Origin of the sequence: Micromonospora sp. WMMD734 (assembly GCF_049178975.1) — a bacterium.
Lineage (GTDB): Bacteria > Actinomycetota > Actinomycetes > Mycobacteriales > Micromonosporaceae > Micromonospora > Micromonospora wenchangensis.
Genome location: NZ_JBMHMK010000001.1, coordinates 4,010,351 through 4,028,609, shown reverse-complemented (window position 1 = coordinate 4,028,609; position 18,259 = coordinate 4,010,351). Strand labels below are relative to the sequence as shown.

The window sequence follows — 18,259 nt, the reverse complement described above, 5'->3', positions numbered from 1 at the left end:
GCGGTCCCGGCGGTGGCTGTCGATTCGGCACCTCCGGCCGGGCGGCTGCGGCACACGGCGTGACAGACTGGACCAGCCATGACGAGCCTGCCTGTGATCCCCGTTGACCCCGACGCCCCCGGCCGCCGCCCGGCGATGCCGCCCCGGCACCTCGCCGATCTCGATCTGCCGGGCCGCAGGGCGCTCGTCACCGAGCTGGGTGAGCCGGCCTTCCGGGCCCGGCAGATCTCCCACCACTACTTCGGTCGGCTGGTCCGCGACCCGGCCGAGATGACCGATCTGCCGGCGGCCAGCCGGGACCGGCTGGCCGGGGCGCTGCTGCCCCGGCTGCTCACCCCGGTCCGCGAGTTGGCCTGCGACGACGGCGCCACCCGCAAGGCGCTGTGGCGGCTGCACGACGGTTCGCTGGTGGAGAGCGTGCTGATGGGCTACCCGGACCGGGTGACCGTCTGCATCTCCAGCCAGGCGGGGTGCGGGATGGCCTGCCCGTTCTGCGCCACCGGCCAGGCCGGGCTGACCCGTAACCTGTCCGCCGCCGAGATCGTCGACCAGGCGGTCTACCTGGCCGGGGTCGCCGCCTCGGGCGCGGTGGCCGGGTCGCCGCCCCGGTTGTCGCACGTCGTGTTCATGGGCATGGGTGAGCCGTTGGCCAACTACTCCCGGGTCGTCACGGCGATCCGGCGGCTGGTCGCGCCGGCCCCCGAGGGGTTGGGTCTGTCGCAGCGTCACATCACCGTCTCCACGGTCGGCCTGGTGCCTGCCATCCGCCGACTGGCCAGCGAAGACCTCTCGGTGACCCTTGCGTTGTCGCTGCACGCGCCCGATGATGAGCTGCGCGACGAACTCGTGCCGGTCAACCAGCGCTGGAAGGTAGCCGAGGTGCTGGACGCAGCGTGGGACTACGCGGCGACGACGGGGCGCCGGGTGTCGATCGAGTACGCGATGATCAAGGACGTGAACGATCAACCGTGGCGGGCCGACCTGCTCGGACGCCTGTTGGCCGGTCGGTCGGCGCACGTCAACCTCATCCCGCTCAATCCGACGCCGGGCAGCCGGTGGGACGCCAGCTCCAAGCCGGTGGAACGGGAGTTCGTCAGAAGGTTACGCGAGTCCGGCGTGTCCACCACGGTGCGTGACACCCGGGGGCGTGAGATCGACGGTGCGTGCGGGCAGTTGGCTGCGGCGGGGGACAGTGACAGCGAGGCGGCGCGTGGGGCGCGACCGGGCGTAGCGGTACGAGACCAGGAGACATAGTGGCGAGTCAGGGTCAGCGTTTCCGGCGTAAGGCGCTCCGCCGGGGCTACAAGGTCGACGAGGTCGACGCCTTCCTGGATCGGGTTGAGGCGACCCTCGCCGGTCAGCCGGTCGGTGCTCCGGTGGCCTCCCAGGAGGTGCACGACGTCGTCTTCCGGGTCCGCTTCAACGGCTACGACGAGTGGCAGGTCGACCTGCACCTGGACCGGGTGGAGCGGCAGTTGGCCGAGCTGGAGGAGCGGTCCACCCCGAGTGGCCGCGGTGCCGACCCACGCGGCGCGGACCGACTCGCCCCGCCGATGCGTGACGACCACCGGGGCCTCCCGCCGGCCCCAGCGCCGATGCCGCCGCGTGCCATGCCGGCGCAGCCCGGCCCGCCCGACCGTTACGGCAGCCGCTACGACGAGCCGACGGGTGCCTTCGCCGGTGGCTACGACGCCCCTCGTGGCGGCTACGACGCCCCGCGCGGCCAGTTGGGGCCAGGTCCGGGTGGGCCGCACGGTCCGGGTGGGCCGATGGGCCCCGGTCCGGGTGGGCCGATGGGGCACGGCGGTCCGCCGCCGCGTGGCCTGCCGGCCGGTCCGGGCAGTGGCTACGGGCCCCCCGACGAGCAGCGGTTCGACGGGTTCGAGGCGGGTCGGCACGGCCGCGCCGACATGACCGCCGAGATCCGGATGTCGGACCGGGACCGGATGCCCGAGCGGGACCGCATGCTGGACCGGGACCGGATGCCCGAGCGGGACCGCATGCCGGACCGGATGGCCGAGCACGACCGCATGCTGGACCGGATGCCCGAGCACGACCGGATGCCCGAGCGGGACCGGATGCTTGAGCGCGACCCACGGGACATGCGTGGCCGGGGTCCGGTGGGCCCGCCGCCGATGCCGCCGCAGCCGCTGGGTGGTCCGCCGCTGGGTGGCCCGCCCGCGCCGATGGGTCCGCCGGTCGGTGGCCCGCCGATGGTGGGCCCGCCGATGGCCGGCCCGCCGGGCAGCGAGCTGTACCGGGTCGACCAGATCCGACGCAGCTTCCAGGTGCGCCGGTTCGGCAGCGGGTACGACCCGGACCAGGTGGACCGGTTCTTCGAGAGCCTGCTCGGGGGCATGCAGGGCCGCAACCAGATGCCGGTGAACCCGAAGGACCTGGACACGTTGCGCTTTCCGCTGGTGCCGGGCGGCTACTTCGAGGCCGAGGTCGACGCCGCGCTCAAGGACGTGCAGGACATCCTCTTCGGCAGGTGATCCACCACACGTGACGAGGGCCCATCCCCGGCCGGGGATGGGCCCTCGTGGCGTTGCGGGGGCGGTGCGTCAGGAGCGCAGCCCGCTGCGACGCAGCACGGCGTCGCCGACGACGATCGCCAGCAACAGCACCGCCAGGCCGACCAGCCAGATCTCCTCGACCTTGCCCTCGTGGTTGCCGCACAGCATCGCCAGCAGCGCCAACGCGGAGAGCACCGCGCCGATCCGCCCGGCCTTGCGGTGCCCGGGCCTGTGCTGATCTGGCGCGGTTACCGGCTCGCTTCCTGCCACTGTCGGTCCTTCCCTCGCGATCGGATCTCCGGTTAGTCTGGCACGCCCCGCCCCGGGCCCGGTGCGGGGTCCGCCCTGCTGGGGGCGCGGTGCGGCGCAGGACCACGCGACCGGGTGGGCGGCTGGCCGGTGCGGCACCCGGGCCGATGGACCCCTTCCCGGTGGGGCGGGTCGGCTCTACCGGCGTCGCGGGCCGTCGACCACACTGCCTCCGGTAGCGTTCTGACGTACACCTTGATTGTCTGTTTGAGGGGGACTGCGGTGCGAGTGACCGGTACGGGACACGCCAGCATGCGGATCGACACGGCTGCGGGCAGCATCCTGTGCGACCCGTGGGTCAATCCGGCCTACTTCGCCTCGTGGTTCCCGTTCCCCGACAACTCCCTGCTCGACTGGGAGACCCTGGGCCGGGTCGACTACCTGTACGTGTCGCACCTGCACCGGGACCACTTCGACGCCAAGCACCTGCGCGAGTTCGTGAGTAAGGACGCCACCGTCCTGCTGCCCGAGTTCCCCACCTCCGAGATGGAGGACGAGCTGCGGGCGCTGGGCTTCACGAAGTTCCTGCGGGCCCCCAACGAGCAGGTGGTGGAGCTGGACGGCGGCCTGAAGATCATGATTCAGGCGTTGACCAGCCCGACCGACGGCCCGATCGGCGACTCGTCGCTCTGGGTGGAGTACGACGGGGTCCGCCTGCTCAACCAGAACGACGCCCGCCCCACCGACCTGACCGTCTTCGCCGAGCTGGGCCACGTGCACGCGCACCTGCTCCAGTTCTCCGGCGCGATCTGGTACCCGATGGTCTACGAGCTGCCGCAGGCGGCCAAGACCGCGTTCGGCAAGCAGAAGCGGGAACGGCAGTTCGACCGCACCTGGCGCTACATCGACGACCTGAAGGCCGATCACGTCTTCCCGATCGCCGGCCCGCCGTGCTTCCTCGACGACGCGCTGTGGCAGTTCAACGACATCCACGGCGACGAGGGCAATATCTTCCCGGACCAGTCGGTGTTCCTGTCCGAGTACGCGAAGGTCGGCGGCACCAACGGCATCGTGCTACTGCCGGGCAGCGTCGCCGAGGTGACCACCTCCGGCGCGACCACCACCCACCCGCAGCCGGTCGAGGAGTTCTTCGCCAACAAGAAGGCCCACCTGGAGGAGATGCGGGAGCGTAAGCGCGGCGTCATCGAGGCCGAGAAGGCGTCCTGGCGGCACCCCGAGATCGATGTCCTGGCCGGGATGAAGCGCCGGATCGAGCCGCTGCTCGACGAGTCGATCTACCTGGCCAAGGGGGTCGGCGGCCCGGTCCGCTTCGACCTGGTCGGCTACGACGGTTCCGAGATCGAGTCGATCGTCGTGGACTTCCCGGGCAAGCAGGTCCGGCCGTACGCCGAGGAGAAGGTCCGGTACCGGTTCCGTACCGAGCGGGCGTTGATCGAGCACCTGCTGTACATCGACGAGGTTGACTGGGTCAACTCGCTCTTCCTGTCCTGCCGGTTCTCGGCGGCCCGGATCGGGCAGTACAACGAGTTCGTCTACGCCTTCTTCAAGTGCCTGTCCACCGAGCGCCTCCAGTACGCCGAGGGCTGGTACGACGAGCACGAGCGGGCCGTCGACGCCGAGGACGTCACCCTGGGCGACTGGGTGGTGCAGCGCCGCTGCCCGCACCTGAAGGCGGACCTGACCCGGTTCGGCATCGTCGAGGGCGACCAGCTCACCTGCCAGCTGCACGGCTGGAAGTTCGACCTGCCCTCCGGCCGCTGCCTGACCAGCGTCGGCCACAAGATCCGCGCCACCCGCCCCTAACCCCCTCCCCCTCCCTCCCTCCCCTCCGTCCCCCACCCCCGTCCCACCCCCGTTTCCGGCGATCATGGAGTTGTGCTGGGCCACAAAGGCCCTGAACCGGCACATCCCGGGCACCACAACTCCATGATCGACACAGGCAATGGAGGGGGGAGGGTGGGAGGTGAGGGGGGTGGGGGGTGAGGGGGAGGACGAGTATGAGTTTGGGCAGCGGCGGGAGAAGGAGCGGGACGCGTCGCGGGTGGAGGCGTTCAGCGACGCGGTGATCGCGATCGTGCTCACCCTGATGGCGGTGGAGCTGCTCCAACTCAGCCCGCAGCGGCCCGAGGGGCAGGATCTGCCCGGGGCGCTGTTCCACGAGTGGCCCGCCTACCTGGCGTACGTGATCACGTTCGTGATCGTCGGGCAGGTCTGGCTGACCCACCACAACATGTGGCGGTACGTGGTCAAGGTCGACCAGTTGCTGCTCGTGCTCAACCTGCTGTTGCTGCTGTTCGTGGCGGCGATCCCGTTCGCGGCCAGCCTGCTCGCCGACAACCTGCGGGGCACCGTCGCCGACCAGCGGCTGACCGCCGCGCTCTACGTGGGCACGGTGCTCGGTGAGGCGCTGTTCTTCAACCTGAGCTGGTGGTGGGCCCGCCGCCGCCGGCTGCTCGACCCGGGGCTGGACCCCCGGCTGGCCCGCGCCGTGGCCCGCCGGTTCCTGCTCGGTCCGGTGCTCTACGTGGTCGCGTTCGGCATCTCCTTCGTCGACCCGGTGCTCAGCCTCGCGGCGTACTTCCTGCTCACCGGGCTCTACCTGATCCGGGGTCCGGGCGACCTGCCGTCCTCCCGCCCGGCCCCCACGTGAGCGGGGGCACGGGCCGGGCGGGTGTCAGCGGCCGGGCGGGTGTCAGCGGCCCAGGTCGGCGAGGATGCGTCGGGCGGCGTTGTGGCCGGCCGCGCCGATCACGCTGCCCGCCGGGTGGCAGCCGGCACTGCCCGCGTACACCCCGTCGATGCCGGTGGCGTACGGCATCCGGTCGGTGAACGAGACGGTGTTGTCGACGTGGTGGATGTGCCCGCCGGTGATGCCGAAGTGCGCCTCGATGCCGGGCGGCGGCAGCGGCACCGCGTCGGCGATCAGGTCACCGGTGCCCGGGGCGTACCGTTCGCAGATCTCCACCAGCCGGGTGACGTAGCCGGGCAGCGCGGTGTCCCAGTCGGTGCCGGCCAGCGTGTAGGGCACCGACTGGACGAACAGCGCCGACGAGTGGTGCCCGGCCGGGTCGGACAGCGACGGGTCGACGGTGGTGTGCAGGTACCACTCGATGGTCGGTTCGTCGGGCAGCCGCCCGGCCTGCACGTCGGCCCACATCGCCCGCAGCGCCGCCATCGGCGACTCGCCGCCGGCCCCGACCAGCGACGCCGACCCGGGCAGCAGGTGGATGGTGGACCCGAACGGGCTGGGCGCGTCGGCCGGTAGGCAGGAGAAGCGGGGCAGCCCGGTCAGCGCCAGGTTGAGCTTGAGGGTGGTGCCGGGCCGGCGGACCGCCGCCATCCGCGCGCCCAGCTCCGCCGGCAGCGCGCCGTCGGGCACCAGCTCCATCAGCCGGTACGGGTCACACGCGCCGAGCACCACCTCGGCGGCGACCTCCCGACCGTCGGCGAGCCGGACGCCCGACGCCGCGCCCCCGGACAGGGTGACGGCGTCGACCCGGGCACCGGTCAGGATGGTCGCCCCGGCCGACCGGGCGGCCTCGGCGAAGGTACGCGAGACGGTGCCCATCCCGCCCTCGGCGATCATCCAGGTGCCGTCCGCGCCGGGCAGCCGGCACATGTTGTGCACCAGGAAGTTGTGGCCGGTGCCGGGGTCGTCGGGGCCGGCGTTGAGGCCGGACAGTCCGTCGGTGACCGCGTACATGCTGACCAGCAGCTCGGAGCGGAAGTCGAAGCGGGCCAGGTAGTCGGCGACGGAACCACGCACCAGGTCGACGAAGACCTGCCGCAGGGCGGGGCGGACGTGGCGTTCGGCGGTCTGCTCCACCGGCAGCGGCTCGGCCAGCCAGGCCGGGGCCAGGTCGGCGCGCAGCTGCGCCAGCTCGGCCTGGAGCGCGTCGTCGGCGGCCACGTCGGCGGGGGAGAAGAACTCGGTGAGCTGCCGCCGGGTCGCCGTGGTGTCGCTGCCGAACAGCAGGTAAGGCGCACCGGGCCCACCCGGGGTGGGCAGGAAGTAGTGCGGGTCGCGACGCAGCACCGGGATCCGGACGTCGAGGGTGGCGAGCAGCTCCGGCGGCATCAACCCGAGCAGGTACGACCCGGTGGAGTGGCGCAGCGCGGGCACCTTCGGGAACGGGTTCTCGGTGCGGGTGGCCCCGCCGATCACCTCCGCTGCCTCCAGCACCAGCACGTCCAGCCCGGCGCGGGCCAGCAGGACGGCGGAGACCAGCCCGTTGTGCCCCGATCCGACGATCACGACGTCGGCGCGGGACGGCAGCTCACTCGCATCGCTCATGCCTGCGCAGCCTAGTGCGGCGCGGGGCGTGAAGTATGCCGCCTCGACCGGCTGTTGCGGGCCGCCCGGCTGATCCGGGTCGGCCTGCTGACCCGGGCCGGGGTCCGGCTGACCCGGGGCGAGCGGGTGTCGGCAGCATCAGGCGCGGAACCCGGTATGCCTGAGCGGCATAAATATGACCCACAGGCATACCGGTCACCACGGGAAGCGGTGCCCCGCCCGCTCCGGCACCCGGGGGCGACCGGCCCGGCCCGTCGAACGTGAACGCTTGTTGCAATAGTGGACGGCGATCGCTGCGGGGCCGACGCCGGCCGGCGGCCCGGAGGCGGGCGACGACGGGTCGGCGGGTCGACGAGGGGAGAGGCCGATGTTCGCCTGGTGGGGGCGGGTGGTGGTGCGCGCCCGGTGGGTGGTGCTGGCCGTCGCCGGGGTGTTGATGGCCGTCGGGGCGACCTGGGGTGCCGGGGTGTTCGGCGAGTTGAGCGGGGGCGGCTTCGACGATCCGTCGAGCGAGTCCAGCCGGACCGTGCAGCGGGTGACCGTCGAACTCGGCCGGCAGGGCGCCGACGTGATCGTCCTGTGGTCCAGCGACACCGTCACCGTCGAGGACCCGCGGTTCCGTGACCCGGTCACCGCCACGGTGGCCGCGCTGCGCCAGCGTGCCGAGGTGGCCGAGGTGACCACCTGGTACGACGCGCCCGCGCCCGCGCTGGTCGCCACCGACCACCGGGCCACCTATGGGCTGGTCAAGCTCACCGGCGGCGACGAGGACGCCCGCTCGGCGCAGTTCACGGCGTTGCGGCCCGCGCTGGACGCACCCGGGCTGCGGACCGACGTCGGCGGGCTGGTGGCGTTCCAGGAGGCGGCCACCACCCAGAGCACCGAGGACATCACCCGGGCCGAGCTGCTGTCCATGCCGGTGCTGCTGGTGCTGCTCGTGTTGATCTTCGGTGGGCTGGTCGCCGCCGGCACCCCGCTGCTCGTGGGTGGGCTGGCCATCCTCGGCGCGTTCATCGCGGTCCGCCTGGTCAACCTGGTCACCGACGTGTCGATCTTCGCGATCAACGTGATCACCCTGATCGGCCTCGGGATGGCGGTGGACTACGCACTGTTCGTGGTCAGCCGGTTCCGGGAGGAGTTGGCCGCCGGTCGGCCCGTCGCCGAGGCGATCCGGCGCACCATGCTCACCGCCGGCCGGACCGTCTTCGTCTCCGGGCTCACCGTCGCGCTCGCCATGGCCAGTTTGTTGATCTTCCCGCAGCCGTTCCTGCGCTCGATGGGCTTCGGCGGGATGGCCGCCGTGCTGATCGCCATGCTGGCCGCGCTGACCGTGCTGCCGGCCCTGCTGGTGGTGCTCGGCCACCGGGTGGACGCGGTGCGCGTACCGCTGCCGTGGCGGCGGGGGTCGCGGGGTGGGCGGCCGGCGGCGGGTGCGGCGGGCGGTGCCTGGGCCCGGATCGCGCGCAGCGTGATGCGCCGGCCGGTGCTGTACCTGGTGGGGGTCGCGGTGCTGCTCGGCGTGCTGGCCACCCCGTTCGCGCGGATCACCTTCGGCGGGGTCGACGAGCGGGTGCTGCCGGCCGACGCCGCGCCCCGGGTGGTCTCCGAGCGGATCGCCGCCGAGTTCCCCGGCGGCACGATCGCCCCGGTCGAGGTGCTGGTCTCCGGCGCGTCGGCCGATGCGGTACGCCCGTTCGCCGACCGGATCGCGGCGCTGCCCGGGGTGACCGGGGTGCAGGTCACGGCGGCGAAGGGGGAGTCCACCCTGCTGTCGGTGAGCTACCCGGGGGAGCCGACCGGCGACGCCGCCCGGGACCTGGTGCGGACGCTGCGCGACCTGCCCGGCCCGGCCGGGGCGCAGGTGCTGGTCGGCGGCCGGCCCGCCGCCGACGTCGACCTGCTGGACAGCCTCGGCGACCGGCTGCCGTGGATGGCGCTGCTGATGGCCGGCGCGACCCTGCTGCTGCTCTTCCTCGCCTTCGGCTCGGTGGTGCTGCCGGTCAAGGCGGTGCTGATGAACCTGCTGTCGATCGGCGCGTCGTTCGGCGTGGTGGTCTGGATCTTCCAGGACGGCCACCTGTCCGGGCCGCTCGGTTTCACCTCCACCGGGTTCATCGAGCCGAGCAACCTCATCCTCATGCTCGCGGTGCTGTTCGGGCTGGCCACCGACTACGAGGTGTTCCTGCTCAGCCGGGTCCGCGAGGAGTGGGACCGCACCGGCGACAACACCGCCTCGGTCGCCGCCGGCCTGCAACGCACCGGTCGGATCATCACCGCCGCCGCGCTGTTGCTGATCATCGTGGTGGCCGGCTTCACCACCGGCGGGATGGCCTACATCAAGCTGATCGGCGTCGGCATGATCGTGGCGATCGTGGTGGACGCAACCCTGGTCCGGGCGCTGCTCGTGCCGGCCACCATGCGGCTGCTGGGCCGGTGGAACTGGTGGGCCCCGACGCCCCTGGCCCGGTTCTGGGCCCGCTACGGCCTGCGCGAGACCGACGCCCCGGCGGCGTCGCCGACCCCCGACGCCTCGGAGCCGGACGCCGACCCGGAGGCGGCGGCGCGGCCGACCCGCCAACGGGACAACGCGAGGGTGGCCGAGTAGCCGGCCAGCACGATCACGTGGAACAGGTAGAGCCAGAGCAGCACCGCGACGCCGGCCCCGACCGGGTCGAACCCGCCGAACGGCACCCCGAGATCCAGCGGGAGCGAGCAGAACAGCACGAAGCCGTGCAGGAAGCCGGAGAGGTTGGCGGCGGTGAACGAGCCGACCGCCAACGTCGACAGCCAGTCCGGTGAGGCCGGCCCGACCACCCGGAACACCCACATCAGGACCGGGGTGAGCACCAGCCACACCGCCAGGAACGACAGCACGATGCCCAGCGCGGCGACCCAGCCACCCTGCCGGATCAGCCGGGTGGTGGTGGGCAGCGCGATGAGGATCGACAGCAGCAGGGCGGGGGCGGGGGCGAGCAGCGGCAGCAGCAGCAACCGCCCCCGCCAGCCCACCAGCGACTCGTCCGGGTTCGGCGCGGTCGCCACCGAGACGAACGCCCGGCGCAGCCCCTCACCGTAGAGCGAGGCGGGCAGCAGGGAGGCCAACGCCAACAGCGGGGTCAACTGCACCCCGGCGTTGACCAGCGCGTCCACCGCGTCGGGCGCACCGATCGCGTCCGGCAGCGTCTCCACGGCGTACGCGGTGAGCCGGCGTACCCGGTCCGCCCCGGCCACCAGTGAGGTCAGCCAGATCGCCAGCAGGGCGACGGGCACCACGGCGATCGCCCCGTAGAAGGTGATCGCGGCGGCGTGCAGGGAGAGGTCCCGTCCGCGTACCGGCCGGAACGCGGCACTGGTGATCCGCTTCGTACGCTGCCATGCGTCGCCCATCGCGATGTTCTTCCCCCTGTCACCCGCCGCCACGCATCACGATCCCGCGTCACGCCCGTGTGCCGGCCGTGATCGGTTCAACTGGGCCGATGTTGCGGTGTCATGGCGCCGGGATGGCGCAACATCGGCCCCAGCGAGTGGATCACTAGCGGCTGGCCGGCGGTTGGGCGGTCATTAGCCGCATTCCGGACGACATCTTGCGGTATCGATAGACGCCACCCTATCCTCGCTTGTGGAAAGCGCTTTCCAGATGCTCAGTGCGGGTGCCACGGCGAGTTCCACCACCGCCGCAGGCGCCAGTTCGCCGTGCGCGGCAGCACGGCGAGCGGGTCGACCCGACCACCGGCGCAGACATCCCTGGCCGGCCGTCGACTCCGCCTGACGGCCGCGAAGGCCCGGCCCGTCCCCGGCGCGCAGAGGTCCGACAGGACCACCGTCATCACCGCCGCCCGACCGGGCACCACACCACCCGGCAGCGGCACCACCACCAGGTAATGAGAAAGGTGACGCGAGGATGAGACGACCAGTTGCACGACGAGTCCAGGCGGGGCTGGCCACGGCCGCCGTCGGTGCCGCGATCTGCGTGGCCCTGCCGGTGCACCAGGCGTCGGCGGCGGCCGGCAGCGCCAGCGGCTACGCCACCCAGAACGGCGGCACCACCGGCGGCGCGGGCGGCCAGACCGTACGGGCCAGCACCGGCACCGCGATCCACGCGGCGCTGTGCAACCGGGCCAGCAGCAGCACCCCGATCGTCATCGAGGTGCAGGGCACCATCAACCACGGCAACACCACGAAGGTCTCCGGCAGCAGCTGCAACACCGCCGCCGACAAGATCGAACTGAAGGAGATCAGCAACGTCACCATCGTCGGGGTCGGCAGCGGGGCGGTCTTCGACCAGCTCGGCATCCACATCCGCGACTCCCGCAACATCATCATCCAGAACGTGACGGTCCGGAACGTCAAGAAGTCGGGCTCGCCGACCTCCAACGGTGGGGACGCCATCGGCATGGAGAGCAGCGTGCGCAACGTCTGGGTCGACCACACCACCCTGGAGGCGTCGGGTGGCGAGTCGGAGGGCTACGACGGGCTGTTCGACATGAAGGACGACGTCCAGTACGTGACGCTGTCGTACAGCATCCTGCGCAACTCGGGGCGGGGCGGCCTGATCGGCTCCAGCGAGAGCGACCGGGGCAACGGCTTCGTCACCTTCCACCACAACCTCTACCAGAACATCGACTCCCGTACGCCGCTGCTGCGGGGCGGGATCGCGCACATCTACAACAACTCGTACGTGCAGTTGAACGAGTCGGGAATCAACTCCCGGGCCGGCGCGCGGGCCAAGGTGGAGAGCAACTACTTCAAGAACTCCCGGGACGTGCTGGGCACCTTCTACACCAGCGAGGCCGGCTACTGGCAGGCCAGCGGCAACATCCTGGACAACGTGACCTGGTCCAGCCCCGGCAGCGAGACCAACCCCGCCGGCCCGGGTATGCCGTCGAACACCAGCGTCAGCATCCCGTACTCCTACCGGCTGGACGGGGCGAGCTGCGTGCCGGACATCGTCCGGCAGACGGCCGGCGCGAACATGGGTCTCAAGGAGTCGAACGGAAGCTGCACGCCGACCACCCCGAACCCGACCACCCCGGCCCCGACCACGCCCGCGCCGACCACCCCGGCCCCGACCACCCCGCCGCCCACCAGCACGCCCGGCGGGACCAACCTCAGCATCGGCGCCGGCTCCGACGGCTCCAGCAAGGCCAGCGGTACGAGCTACGGCGACGTGCGGGACGGCAACATGGGCACCTTCTGGTCCCCGGCCGGGTCGACCGGTGACATCTCGATCAAGTGGGGCTCCGCCACCAGCATCTCCTCGATCAACATTCGGGAGGCGTCCGGCTCGGTCGGCAGCGTCACCTCGTGGCAGGTGCTCAACGGCGACACCGGCGCGGTGCTGGCCTCCGGCAGCCGGGCCGGGGTGATCACCTTCGCCCGTACCTCGCTGAAGAAGGTCACCTTCCGGATCAACAGCTCTGCCGCCACCCCGAAGGTCGCCGAGTTCGAGACCTACGCCTGACCGTCGTCCCCGGCCCGGTCCCGGGGCGATGATCGACACAGTGGGGCCGAGGTAGGGGTGTCCGGTCGGCGAGGACACCCCCACCTCGGCCCTCTTGTGTCGATCAACCCAGGTCGACGGGCGCGGCTGCGGGCGACGACCCGGATGGCGGGTCGGGTGGTGGCCGGTCGTGGCGGGTCCAGGCGAGGAACCGGGTGAAGTAGGCGGCCGGGTCGACCGGGCCGGTGCCGACCCGCAACGCATCGGCGATCGCGTCGTGCATCAGCAGGCAGAGGTAGATGGCCAGCGCCGGCCGGTCGTGGGCGTACTCCCGCCGCAGGCCCAGCTTGGCCGGCTGGCAGGGCCACGGGGCGGCACAGGCCCGGCACCGCCAGGCGGGCCGCGCGAAGACGTGCCGACCGAAGCCGTCCGGCCGACCGCCCGCCGGCCACCTGCGTCGCGCGTCACCCTTCGGCGAGGTCACCGGTGCAGGCCGCCCCTGCCGTGAGCTGTCCGTCGGTGGGGTCACCGCCGACAGTGACCGTCCCCGTCGTGCGTCGTCCGGCGGCGTCACGGCCGACGCCGGTCGCCCGCGCCGTGCGCCGCCCGTCGGCGGGGTCACCGGTGTCGGCCGTTCGCCCGGTGGGCCTGGCCCCGGGTGACCAGGCCCGCCGCGCCCACCCAGTACACAGCGGTGGGACCGTTCCACAGGTGGTGCCGGGGCGCGGGCAACGTGGGCGGTGGCGGTTCCCGCAGCGGTACGGCGACCAGCCGGTCCGGGCACGGCCAGCGCAGCCCACAGGTGCAGTACCGACCCCACCGGGACCAGTCCCGCCGATGCCGTGGCGTCACCGGTACCGGCCTGTCGCGCTTCCTCATCCGCCTGCTCCCTCCGTGAGCCTGTTCACACTCTGCTGTGGACGCGACTACTGTCGGAAGGCGGCGCGTGGCCTCAGCGACGGGTGTGCCGACCGGGGGCGGTGCGGTGGTCGACGTTGGCGGCGGATGGCAGACCTGTGGTGGAGGTGTGATGACCGGTGGACCGATGTCGACCCTGGAATTCCTCGGGGCGGAGCTGCGCCGGGCGCGCAGGGAGCGTGGGCTGAGTCAGGAGGACCTGGCCCAACGGATCAGCTACTCGTCGTCGCTGGTGGGCATGGTCGAGATCGGCCACCGCACGCCCTCGCAGGACTTCATCACCCGCGCGGACGCCGCCCTGGAGGCCGGCGGCCTCTTCGAACGGCTGCTCGCCCTGGTCCGCGCCGACTCCGCGCCCCCGTGGCTACGCGAGTGGATCAGCGTGGAGCGGGAGGCGACCTTGATCCGCTGGTTCGAGCCCTCCCTCATCCCCGGCCTCCTGCAAACCGAGGCGTACGCCCGCGCGGTCCTGGAGTGGGGCGGCCTCCTTCGTCCGCCGGAGGTGGAGCAGAGTCTGACGTCACGGATGGAGCGGCAGGGGGTTCTGCTCAGGGACAGCGCTCCCCAGTTCATCGCGTTGGTGGACGAAGCTGCACTACGCCGGGTCGTTGGTGAGCCCGCGTTGATGGTCGAGCAGTTCGAGCACCTGTTGAAGGTGACCGGGATGCCGCACGTTCATGTGCATGTGGTGCCGGCTGGGGCTGGTGCCCACGCCGGCCTGGCTGGTCCCTTCATCCTGGCAAGGACACCAGAGGGGCTGGACGTGGCTCACCTGGACAACCAGCTTCGCGCGCAGGTCACGGACAGACCCGAGGACGTTGATACCCTTCAGCGCAAGTGGGAGACCGTGCGCGGCGAAGCACTGCCCCGTCGAGCATCCCGAGACTTCATACAGGAGTTGGCGAAGTCATGGATTTGACCGGCGCTGTCTGGCGCACGTCCACTCGAAGCGGAAACGGTGGCTCCACCTGTGTGGAGGTGGCGACGAATCTGCCGCTGGTGGTCGGGGTGCGGGACAGCAAGGACCGTGGTGGCCCCGCGCTGACCTTTCCGCCCGCCTCCTGGGCCGGCTTCGTGGCCGCGACCAGGGCGGGCACCCTCGGCGTCCGCCAGTGACCGACTCGTCGCGGCCCGATGACGTCGATGTGTCGGTGTGAGGGCCGTCCGTGTCCCGGGATCTCGTACGGGAGTTGTGGAGTCATGGAGCTGATCGGCGCGATCTGGCGCAAGTCGACCCGCAGCGACAATGGCGGTGCCACCTGTGTGGAGGTGGCGACGAATCTGCCGCTGGTGGTCGGGGTGCGGGACAGCAAGGACCGACGCGGCCCCACGCTGACCTTCGCGCCCGCTGCCTGGTCGAGCTTCGTAGCCGCGACCAGGGTGGGCACCCTAGCGAGTCGCCGGTAGCCGACGCACATCTGCGGTGTCGGGGCAGGGGAGGCCGCCGCGGACGAGTCGGGGAATTCATCTCCGTCTGACCGTTGGGGAAGCGGAACCCGGATCACGTACGTGTGCACCGTCTCCGACGGATTCGGTGACACCGGTCTTCGTCGGTGTCGGCCGCACCTGCTGTGCGACCGCTCTGGCGGATGCTGTGTGACGGTGGTCCATGCGGCCCGCAGTTCGCGTCGACCGGCCTCGTGGGCAGGGCATAGGTGCGTTCCCGGGGGCAGGTTGCGGCGATGAGGGCCAGGCACGACAAAGCGCTGTGGGAGCGCAACGAGGCATGGACCGCGCGGCGGGCGCTCGACCTTGTGCCGCCCCACAACGGCCCCCGGGTGGAGGTGCTTCGCGGCAGTGTCGTCATCTCACCCGATGGCGACTACGACCAGCGGACCGCCCAGCGGGAGCTGGCGTATCTGATCAGCCGGGCCTGCCGACCCCACGGGTGGTGGGCGGGCTGGTCGGTGACCCTGACCGCACAGGATGATCTCCTGGTTCCGCACCTCGCGGTGTTGCGCCAACCGGGAAGAGGCCGACGAGCCATGCCGGTGGCGGCGGCGGTGCTGCTCGGCGAGATCGGCCCGTCCCAGGTCGCAGGTCCCGGCGTGATCGACCGCCCCCGGGAGTACGCCGCCGCCGGGGTTCCCTTCTTCCTCCGGGTCGACCTGCGCAACCGGGTCCCCACCCTGGCGCTCTACGAGCTGGCCGACGGGGAGTACCGACCGGTCGCGGCGGCTGCCGCCGGGACGACGTTCGTCATGCGGCAGCCCTTCGCGTTCAGTATCGATCCGGCCGACCTGCTGGGTGAGGAGGCACCGGTCGAGGAGGCGGAACCGCTGGGGCAGGGGGAGGGCGGGGAGGGTGACGTCGAGGGGTGAGGCTCCCAGCCGGCGCACAGCGCGTACGGGGCAGAATGGCCGGGTGACAACTCCCCGGGATCTCGTCCTGCTCGGCTCCACAGGTTCGATCGGCACCCAGGCGATCGACATCGTCAGGCGCAACCCGGACCGGTTCCGGGTGGTGGCGCTCGGTGCCGGCGGCGGCAACGTCGACCTGCTCGCCACCCAGGCGCTCGAACTGGGCGTGGACGCGGTCGGGGTGGCCAAGGCGTCCGCCGCGCAGGATCTCCAACTCGCCTTCTATGCCGAGGCGAGCCGGCGCGGCTGGGCCACCGGGGACTTCAAGCTTCCGAAGATCATCGCCGGCCCGGACGCCATGACGGAGCTGGCGCAGTGGCCCTGCGACGTGGTCCTCAACGGGGTCGTCGGGTCGCTCGGGCTCGCGCCGACGTTGGCCGCGCTGCGCTGTGGTCGTACCCTCGCGTTGGCCAACAAGGAGTCGTTGGTGGCCGGCGGCCCGCTGGTGAAGGCCGCGGTGACGCGGCCGGGGCAGATCGTGCCGGTCGACTCGGAACATTCGGCGCTGGCCCAGTGCCTGCGCGGCGGGACGCGCGGCGAGGTGCGGCGGCTGGTCGTCACGGCCAGCGGCGGACCGTTCCGGGGACGGCGGCGCGACGAGCTGGCCGCTGTCACCCCGGAGCAGGCGCTCGCCCACCCGACGTGGAACATGGGGCCGGTCGTCACGATCAACTCGGCCACCATGGTCAACAAGGCGCTGGAGGTGATCGAGGCGCATGAGCTGTTCGACGTGCCCTACGCCGACATCACCGTGATGGTGCACCCGCAGTCGGTGATCCACTCGATGGTTGAGTTCGTCGACGGCTCCACGCTGGCCCAGGCGAGCCCGCCGGACATGCGGCTGCCCATCGCGCTCGGCCTCGGCTGGCCCGACCGGGTGCCCGACGCCGCCACCGCCGTCGACTGGACCACCGCCCACACCTGGGAGTTTGCCCCGCTCGACGACGAGGCGTTCCCGGCGGTGGCGCTGGCCAAGGCGGCCGGCATGGCGGGCCGCTGCCGTCCGGCGGTCTACAACGCGGCCAACGAGGAGTGCGTGGCGGCGTTCGTCGCCGGCCGGCTACCGTTCCTCGGCATCGTCGACACCCTCGGGCGGGTGTTGGAGGAGGCTCCCGATTTCGGTGAACCAGGTACCGTCGAGGACGTGCTCGCCGCCGAATCGTGGGCGCGCGCGCACGCGCAGGAGATCATCTCGGGGTCGGGGAAGGAAGCCTGATGCTCTATCTGCTCGGGGTGGTGGTGATCGCCCTGGCGATCCTCATCTCGGTGAGCCTGCACGAGGCCGGTCACATGTTGACCGCCAAGGCGTTCGGCATGAAGGTCACCCGCTACTTCGTCGGCTTCGGGCCGACCATCTGGTCGTTCCGCCGGGGTGAGACGGAGTACGGCCTCAAAGCCATCCCGCTCGGCGGATTCTGCAAGATCGTCGGCATGACGCCGCAGGACGACGACGTCGAACCGGGCGACGAGAAGCGGGCGATGTGGCGTTACCCGGTCTGGAAGCGGACGATCGTGATGTCCGCCGGCTCGGTCACCCACTTCGCGCTGGCCGTCGTCGCGATCTGGCTGGCCGCCATGTTCATGGGCCTGCCCAACAAGAACCTTCCCAACCCGCTCCCGGCGCACGTCAAGGTCGTCGAGTGTGTCGTCCCCACCGACGCGGTCCGCGAGTGCGCCCCCGGTGACCCGGTCAGCCCCGCCAAGCAGGCCGGGCTGCGCGACGACGACAAGATCGTCGCGATCAACGGGGTGGCGGTCGCCGACTACACCGCGCTGGTCAAGACCGTCCGCGACCTGCCGCCGGGCCAGCCCGCGACCATCAGGTACGAGCGCGACGGCGTGTCCGGTGAGGTCCGGGCCGACCTCGCCGCCGTGCAGCGCAGGCCGCTGGACGACCCGAACGGCGCCCCGGTCACCGTCTCCGCCCTCGGAGTCGCCGGCCCGATGCTCCCGCCCGGCGTCCCGGCGAACGTCACCTACGGCCCGGTCGAGGCCATCCCGGCCACCGCCGGCTACACCAAGGACCTGGCCGTCGGCACCTACGAGGCGATCAAGCGGATCCCCGACAAGATCCCCGCCCTGTGGACGGCCGTCACCGGCGGCGAACGCGACAAGGACACCCCGATCAGCGTCGTCGGCGCGAGCCGGCTCGGCGGCGAAGCCCTGGAGAACGGCGTCTGGCAGCTGCTGGTCCTGCTGTTCATCTCGCTGAACTTCTTCGTCGGCGTGTTCAACCTGCTGCCGCTGCTGCCCCTGGACGGCGGCCACATCGCCATCGCCTGGTTCGAACGGGCCCGCTCCTGGCTCTACGCCCGGATCGGCCGGCGCGACCCGGGCCGGGTCGACTATCTCAAGCTGATGCCCATCACGTACGCGGTCATCCTCATCGGCGGCGCGTTCACGCTGCTCACCGCCACCGCGGACATCGTCAACCCCATCACGCTCTTCACAAGGTGAGTGC

At 71.7% G+C, this 18,259-nt stretch carries 16 protein-coding genes and 1 pseudogene; 12 read left to right on the top strand and 5 right to left on the bottom strand.

What is annotated here, in order from left to right; genetic code table 11:
• Positions 1-78 precede the first annotated feature (78 nt).
• Together rlmN and ACN267_RS17035 are read left to right on the top strand one after the other, a co-directional pair.
• Positions 79-1,254: a 23S rRNA (adenine(2503)-C(2))-methyltransferase RlmN gene (gene rlmN, locus ACN267_RS17040; RefSeq protein ID WP_204956885.1), complete on the top strand. Its 1,176-nt coding sequence runs from the start codon at positions 79-81 to the stop codon at positions 1,252-1,254.
• On the top strand, positions 1,254-2,495 hold the full coding sequence (locus ACN267_RS17035) for a DivIVA domain-containing protein (protein WP_421489113.1): 1,242 nt from the start codon (positions 1,254-1,256) through the stop codon (positions 2,493-2,495). Before rlmN ends, ACN267_RS17035 begins: the two co-directional genes overlap by 1 nt.
• 69 nt (positions 2,496-2,564) lie before the next feature.
• Here ACN267_RS17035 and ACN267_RS17030 read toward each other — a convergent pair whose 3' ends face one another.
• Positions 2,565-2,786, bottom strand: coding sequence for a DUF2631 domain-containing protein (locus tag ACN267_RS17030; RefSeq protein WP_204956887.1), 222 nt, complete (start codon positions 2,784-2,786; stop codon positions 2,565-2,567).
• Positions 2,787-3,047: 261 nt separating this feature from the next.
• On the opposite strand from ACN267_RS17030, the gene ACN267_RS17025 reads away from it, so the two are divergent.
• Positions 3,048-4,589, top strand: coding sequence for a Rieske 2Fe-2S domain-containing protein (locus ACN267_RS17025; RefSeq protein WP_204956888.1), 1,542 nt, complete (start codon positions 3,048-3,050; stop codon positions 4,587-4,589).
• A gap of 169 nt (positions 4,590-4,758) precedes the next feature.
• Positions 4,759-5,436 (top strand): TMEM175 family protein, encoded by a 678-nt coding sequence (locus ACN267_RS17020; protein WP_281899803.1) that lies wholly within the window; start codon positions 4,759-4,761, stop codon positions 5,434-5,436.
• A gap of 42 nt (positions 5,437-5,478) precedes the next feature.
• On the opposite strand, the gene ACN267_RS17015 is transcribed toward ACN267_RS17020, so the two are convergent.
• Positions 5,479-7,080: a phytoene desaturase family protein gene (locus ACN267_RS17015; RefSeq protein ID WP_421489112.1), complete on the bottom strand. Its 1,602-nt coding sequence runs from the start codon at positions 7,078-7,080 to the stop codon at positions 5,479-5,481.
• A 367-nt stretch (positions 7,081-7,447) separates the two neighbouring features.
• Between ACN267_RS17015 and ACN267_RS17010 the strand changes: the two are divergent.
• Positions 7,448-9,532: pseudogene (locus tag ACN267_RS17010) on the top strand (MMPL family transporter); the annotation flags it as partial.
• 26 nt (positions 9,533-9,558) lie between these two features.
• On the opposite strand, the gene ACN267_RS17005 reads toward ACN267_RS17010, so the two are convergent.
• The gene (locus tag ACN267_RS17005; RefSeq protein WP_239484645.1) at positions 9,559-10,467 is read right to left on the bottom strand and encodes a YhjD/YihY/BrkB family envelope integrity protein; all 909 of its coding nucleotides are present in this window, start codon (positions 10,465-10,467) and stop codon (positions 9,559-9,561) included.
• A 514-nt stretch (positions 10,468-10,981) separates the two neighbouring features.
• Between ACN267_RS17005 and ACN267_RS17000 the strand changes: the two genes are divergently transcribed.
• A complete protein-coding gene (locus tag ACN267_RS17000; RefSeq protein ID WP_421489111.1) occupies positions 10,982-12,541 on the top strand; it encodes a pectate lyase family protein in 1,560 nt (519 codons plus the stop codon).
• A gap of 103 nt (positions 12,542-12,644) precedes the next feature.
• Here ACN267_RS17000 and ACN267_RS16995 read toward each other — a convergent pair whose 3' ends face one another.
• Together ACN267_RS16995 and ACN267_RS16990 are read right to left on the bottom strand one after the other, a co-directional pair.
• Positions 12,645-13,004, bottom strand: a complete 360-nt coding sequence (locus tag ACN267_RS16995; protein ID WP_421489110.1) for a hypothetical protein — start codon at positions 13,002-13,004, stop codon at positions 12,645-12,647.
• Positions 13,005-13,138: 134 nt separating this feature from the next.
• Positions 13,139-13,399: a hypothetical protein gene (locus ACN267_RS16990; RefSeq protein ID WP_421489109.1), complete on the bottom strand. Its 261-nt coding sequence runs from the start codon at positions 13,397-13,399 to the stop codon at positions 13,139-13,141.
• A 166-nt stretch (positions 13,400-13,565) separates the two neighbouring features.
• Here ACN267_RS16990 and ACN267_RS16985 point away from each other — a divergent pair, with 166 nt between their 5' ends.
• From ACN267_RS16985 to ACN267_RS16960, 6 genes are all read left to right on the top strand, one after another.
• The gene (locus ACN267_RS16985) at positions 13,566-14,357 is read left to right on the top strand and encodes a Scr1 family TA system antitoxin-like transcriptional regulator (RefSeq protein ID WP_421489108.1); all 792 of its coding nucleotides are present in this window, start codon (positions 13,566-13,568) and stop codon (positions 14,355-14,357) included.
• Positions 14,348-14,554 (top strand): DUF397 domain-containing protein, encoded by a 207-nt coding sequence (locus ACN267_RS16980; RefSeq protein WP_421489107.1) that lies wholly within the window; start codon positions 14,348-14,350, stop codon positions 14,552-14,554. The genes ACN267_RS16985 and ACN267_RS16980 overlap by 10 nt, the downstream gene beginning before the upstream one ends.
• An 84-nt stretch (positions 14,555-14,638) precedes the next feature.
• Positions 14,639-14,845, top strand: coding sequence for a DUF397 domain-containing protein (locus tag ACN267_RS16975; protein WP_421489106.1), 207 nt, complete (start codon positions 14,639-14,641; stop codon positions 14,843-14,845).
• Between the two features lie 275 nt (positions 14,846-15,120).
• Positions 15,121-15,759 (top strand): Uma2 family endonuclease, encoded by a 639-nt coding sequence (locus ACN267_RS16970; protein ID WP_421489105.1) that lies wholly within the window; start codon positions 15,121-15,123, stop codon positions 15,757-15,759.
• Positions 15,760-15,802: 43 nt separating this feature from the next.
• Positions 15,803-17,014: a 1-deoxy-D-xylulose-5-phosphate reductoisomerase gene (dxr, locus tag ACN267_RS16965; protein ID WP_421489104.1), complete on the top strand. Its 1,212-nt coding sequence runs from the start codon at positions 15,803-15,805 to the stop codon at positions 17,012-17,014.
• A complete protein-coding gene (locus tag ACN267_RS16960) occupies positions 17,014-18,255 on the top strand; it encodes a M50 family metallopeptidase (RefSeq protein ID WP_204956898.1) in 1,242 nt (413 codons plus the stop codon). The genes dxr and ACN267_RS16960 overlap by 1 nt, the downstream gene beginning before the upstream one ends.
• Positions 18,256-18,259: the final 4 nt, after the last annotated feature.

Excerpts from the sequence above, each read along its gene's own strand:
- ACN267_RS17000 (WP_421489111.1), top strand. The coding sequence starts at position 10,982 with ATGAGACGACCAGTTGCACGACGAGTCCAGGCGGGGCTGGCCACGGCC.
- ACN267_RS17015 (WP_421489112.1), bottom strand. The coding sequence starts at position 7,080 with ATGAGCGATGCGAGTGAGCTGCCGTCCCGCGCCGACGTCGTGATCGTC.
- ACN267_RS16975 (WP_421489106.1), top strand. The coding sequence starts at position 14,639 with ATGGAGCTGATCGGCGCGATCTGGCGCAAGTCGACCCGCAGCGACAAT.
- rlmN (WP_204956885.1), top strand. The coding sequence starts at position 79 with ATGACGAGCCTGCCTGTGATCCCCGTTGACCCCGACGCCCCCGGCCGC.
- ACN267_RS16985 (WP_421489108.1), top strand. The coding sequence starts at position 13,566 with ATGTCGACCCTGGAATTCCTCGGGGCGGAGCTGCGCCGGGCGCGCAGG.
- ACN267_RS17005 (WP_239484645.1), bottom strand. The coding sequence starts at position 10,467 with ATGGGCGACGCATGGCAGCGTACGAAGCGGATCACCAGTGCCGCGTTC.
- ACN267_RS16990 (WP_421489109.1), bottom strand. The coding sequence starts at position 13,399 with ATGAGGAAGCGCGACAGGCCGGTACCGGTGACGCCACGGCATCGGCGG.
- ACN267_RS16980 (WP_421489107.1), top strand. The coding sequence starts at position 14,348 with ATGGATTTGACCGGCGCTGTCTGGCGCACGTCCACTCGAAGCGGAAAC.
- ACN267_RS16960 (WP_204956898.1), top strand. The coding sequence starts at position 17,014 with ATGCTCTATCTGCTCGGGGTGGTGGTGATCGCCCTGGCGATCCTCATC.
- ACN267_RS16970 (WP_421489105.1), top strand. The coding sequence starts at position 15,121 with ATGAGGGCCAGGCACGACAAAGCGCTGTGGGAGCGCAACGAGGCATGG.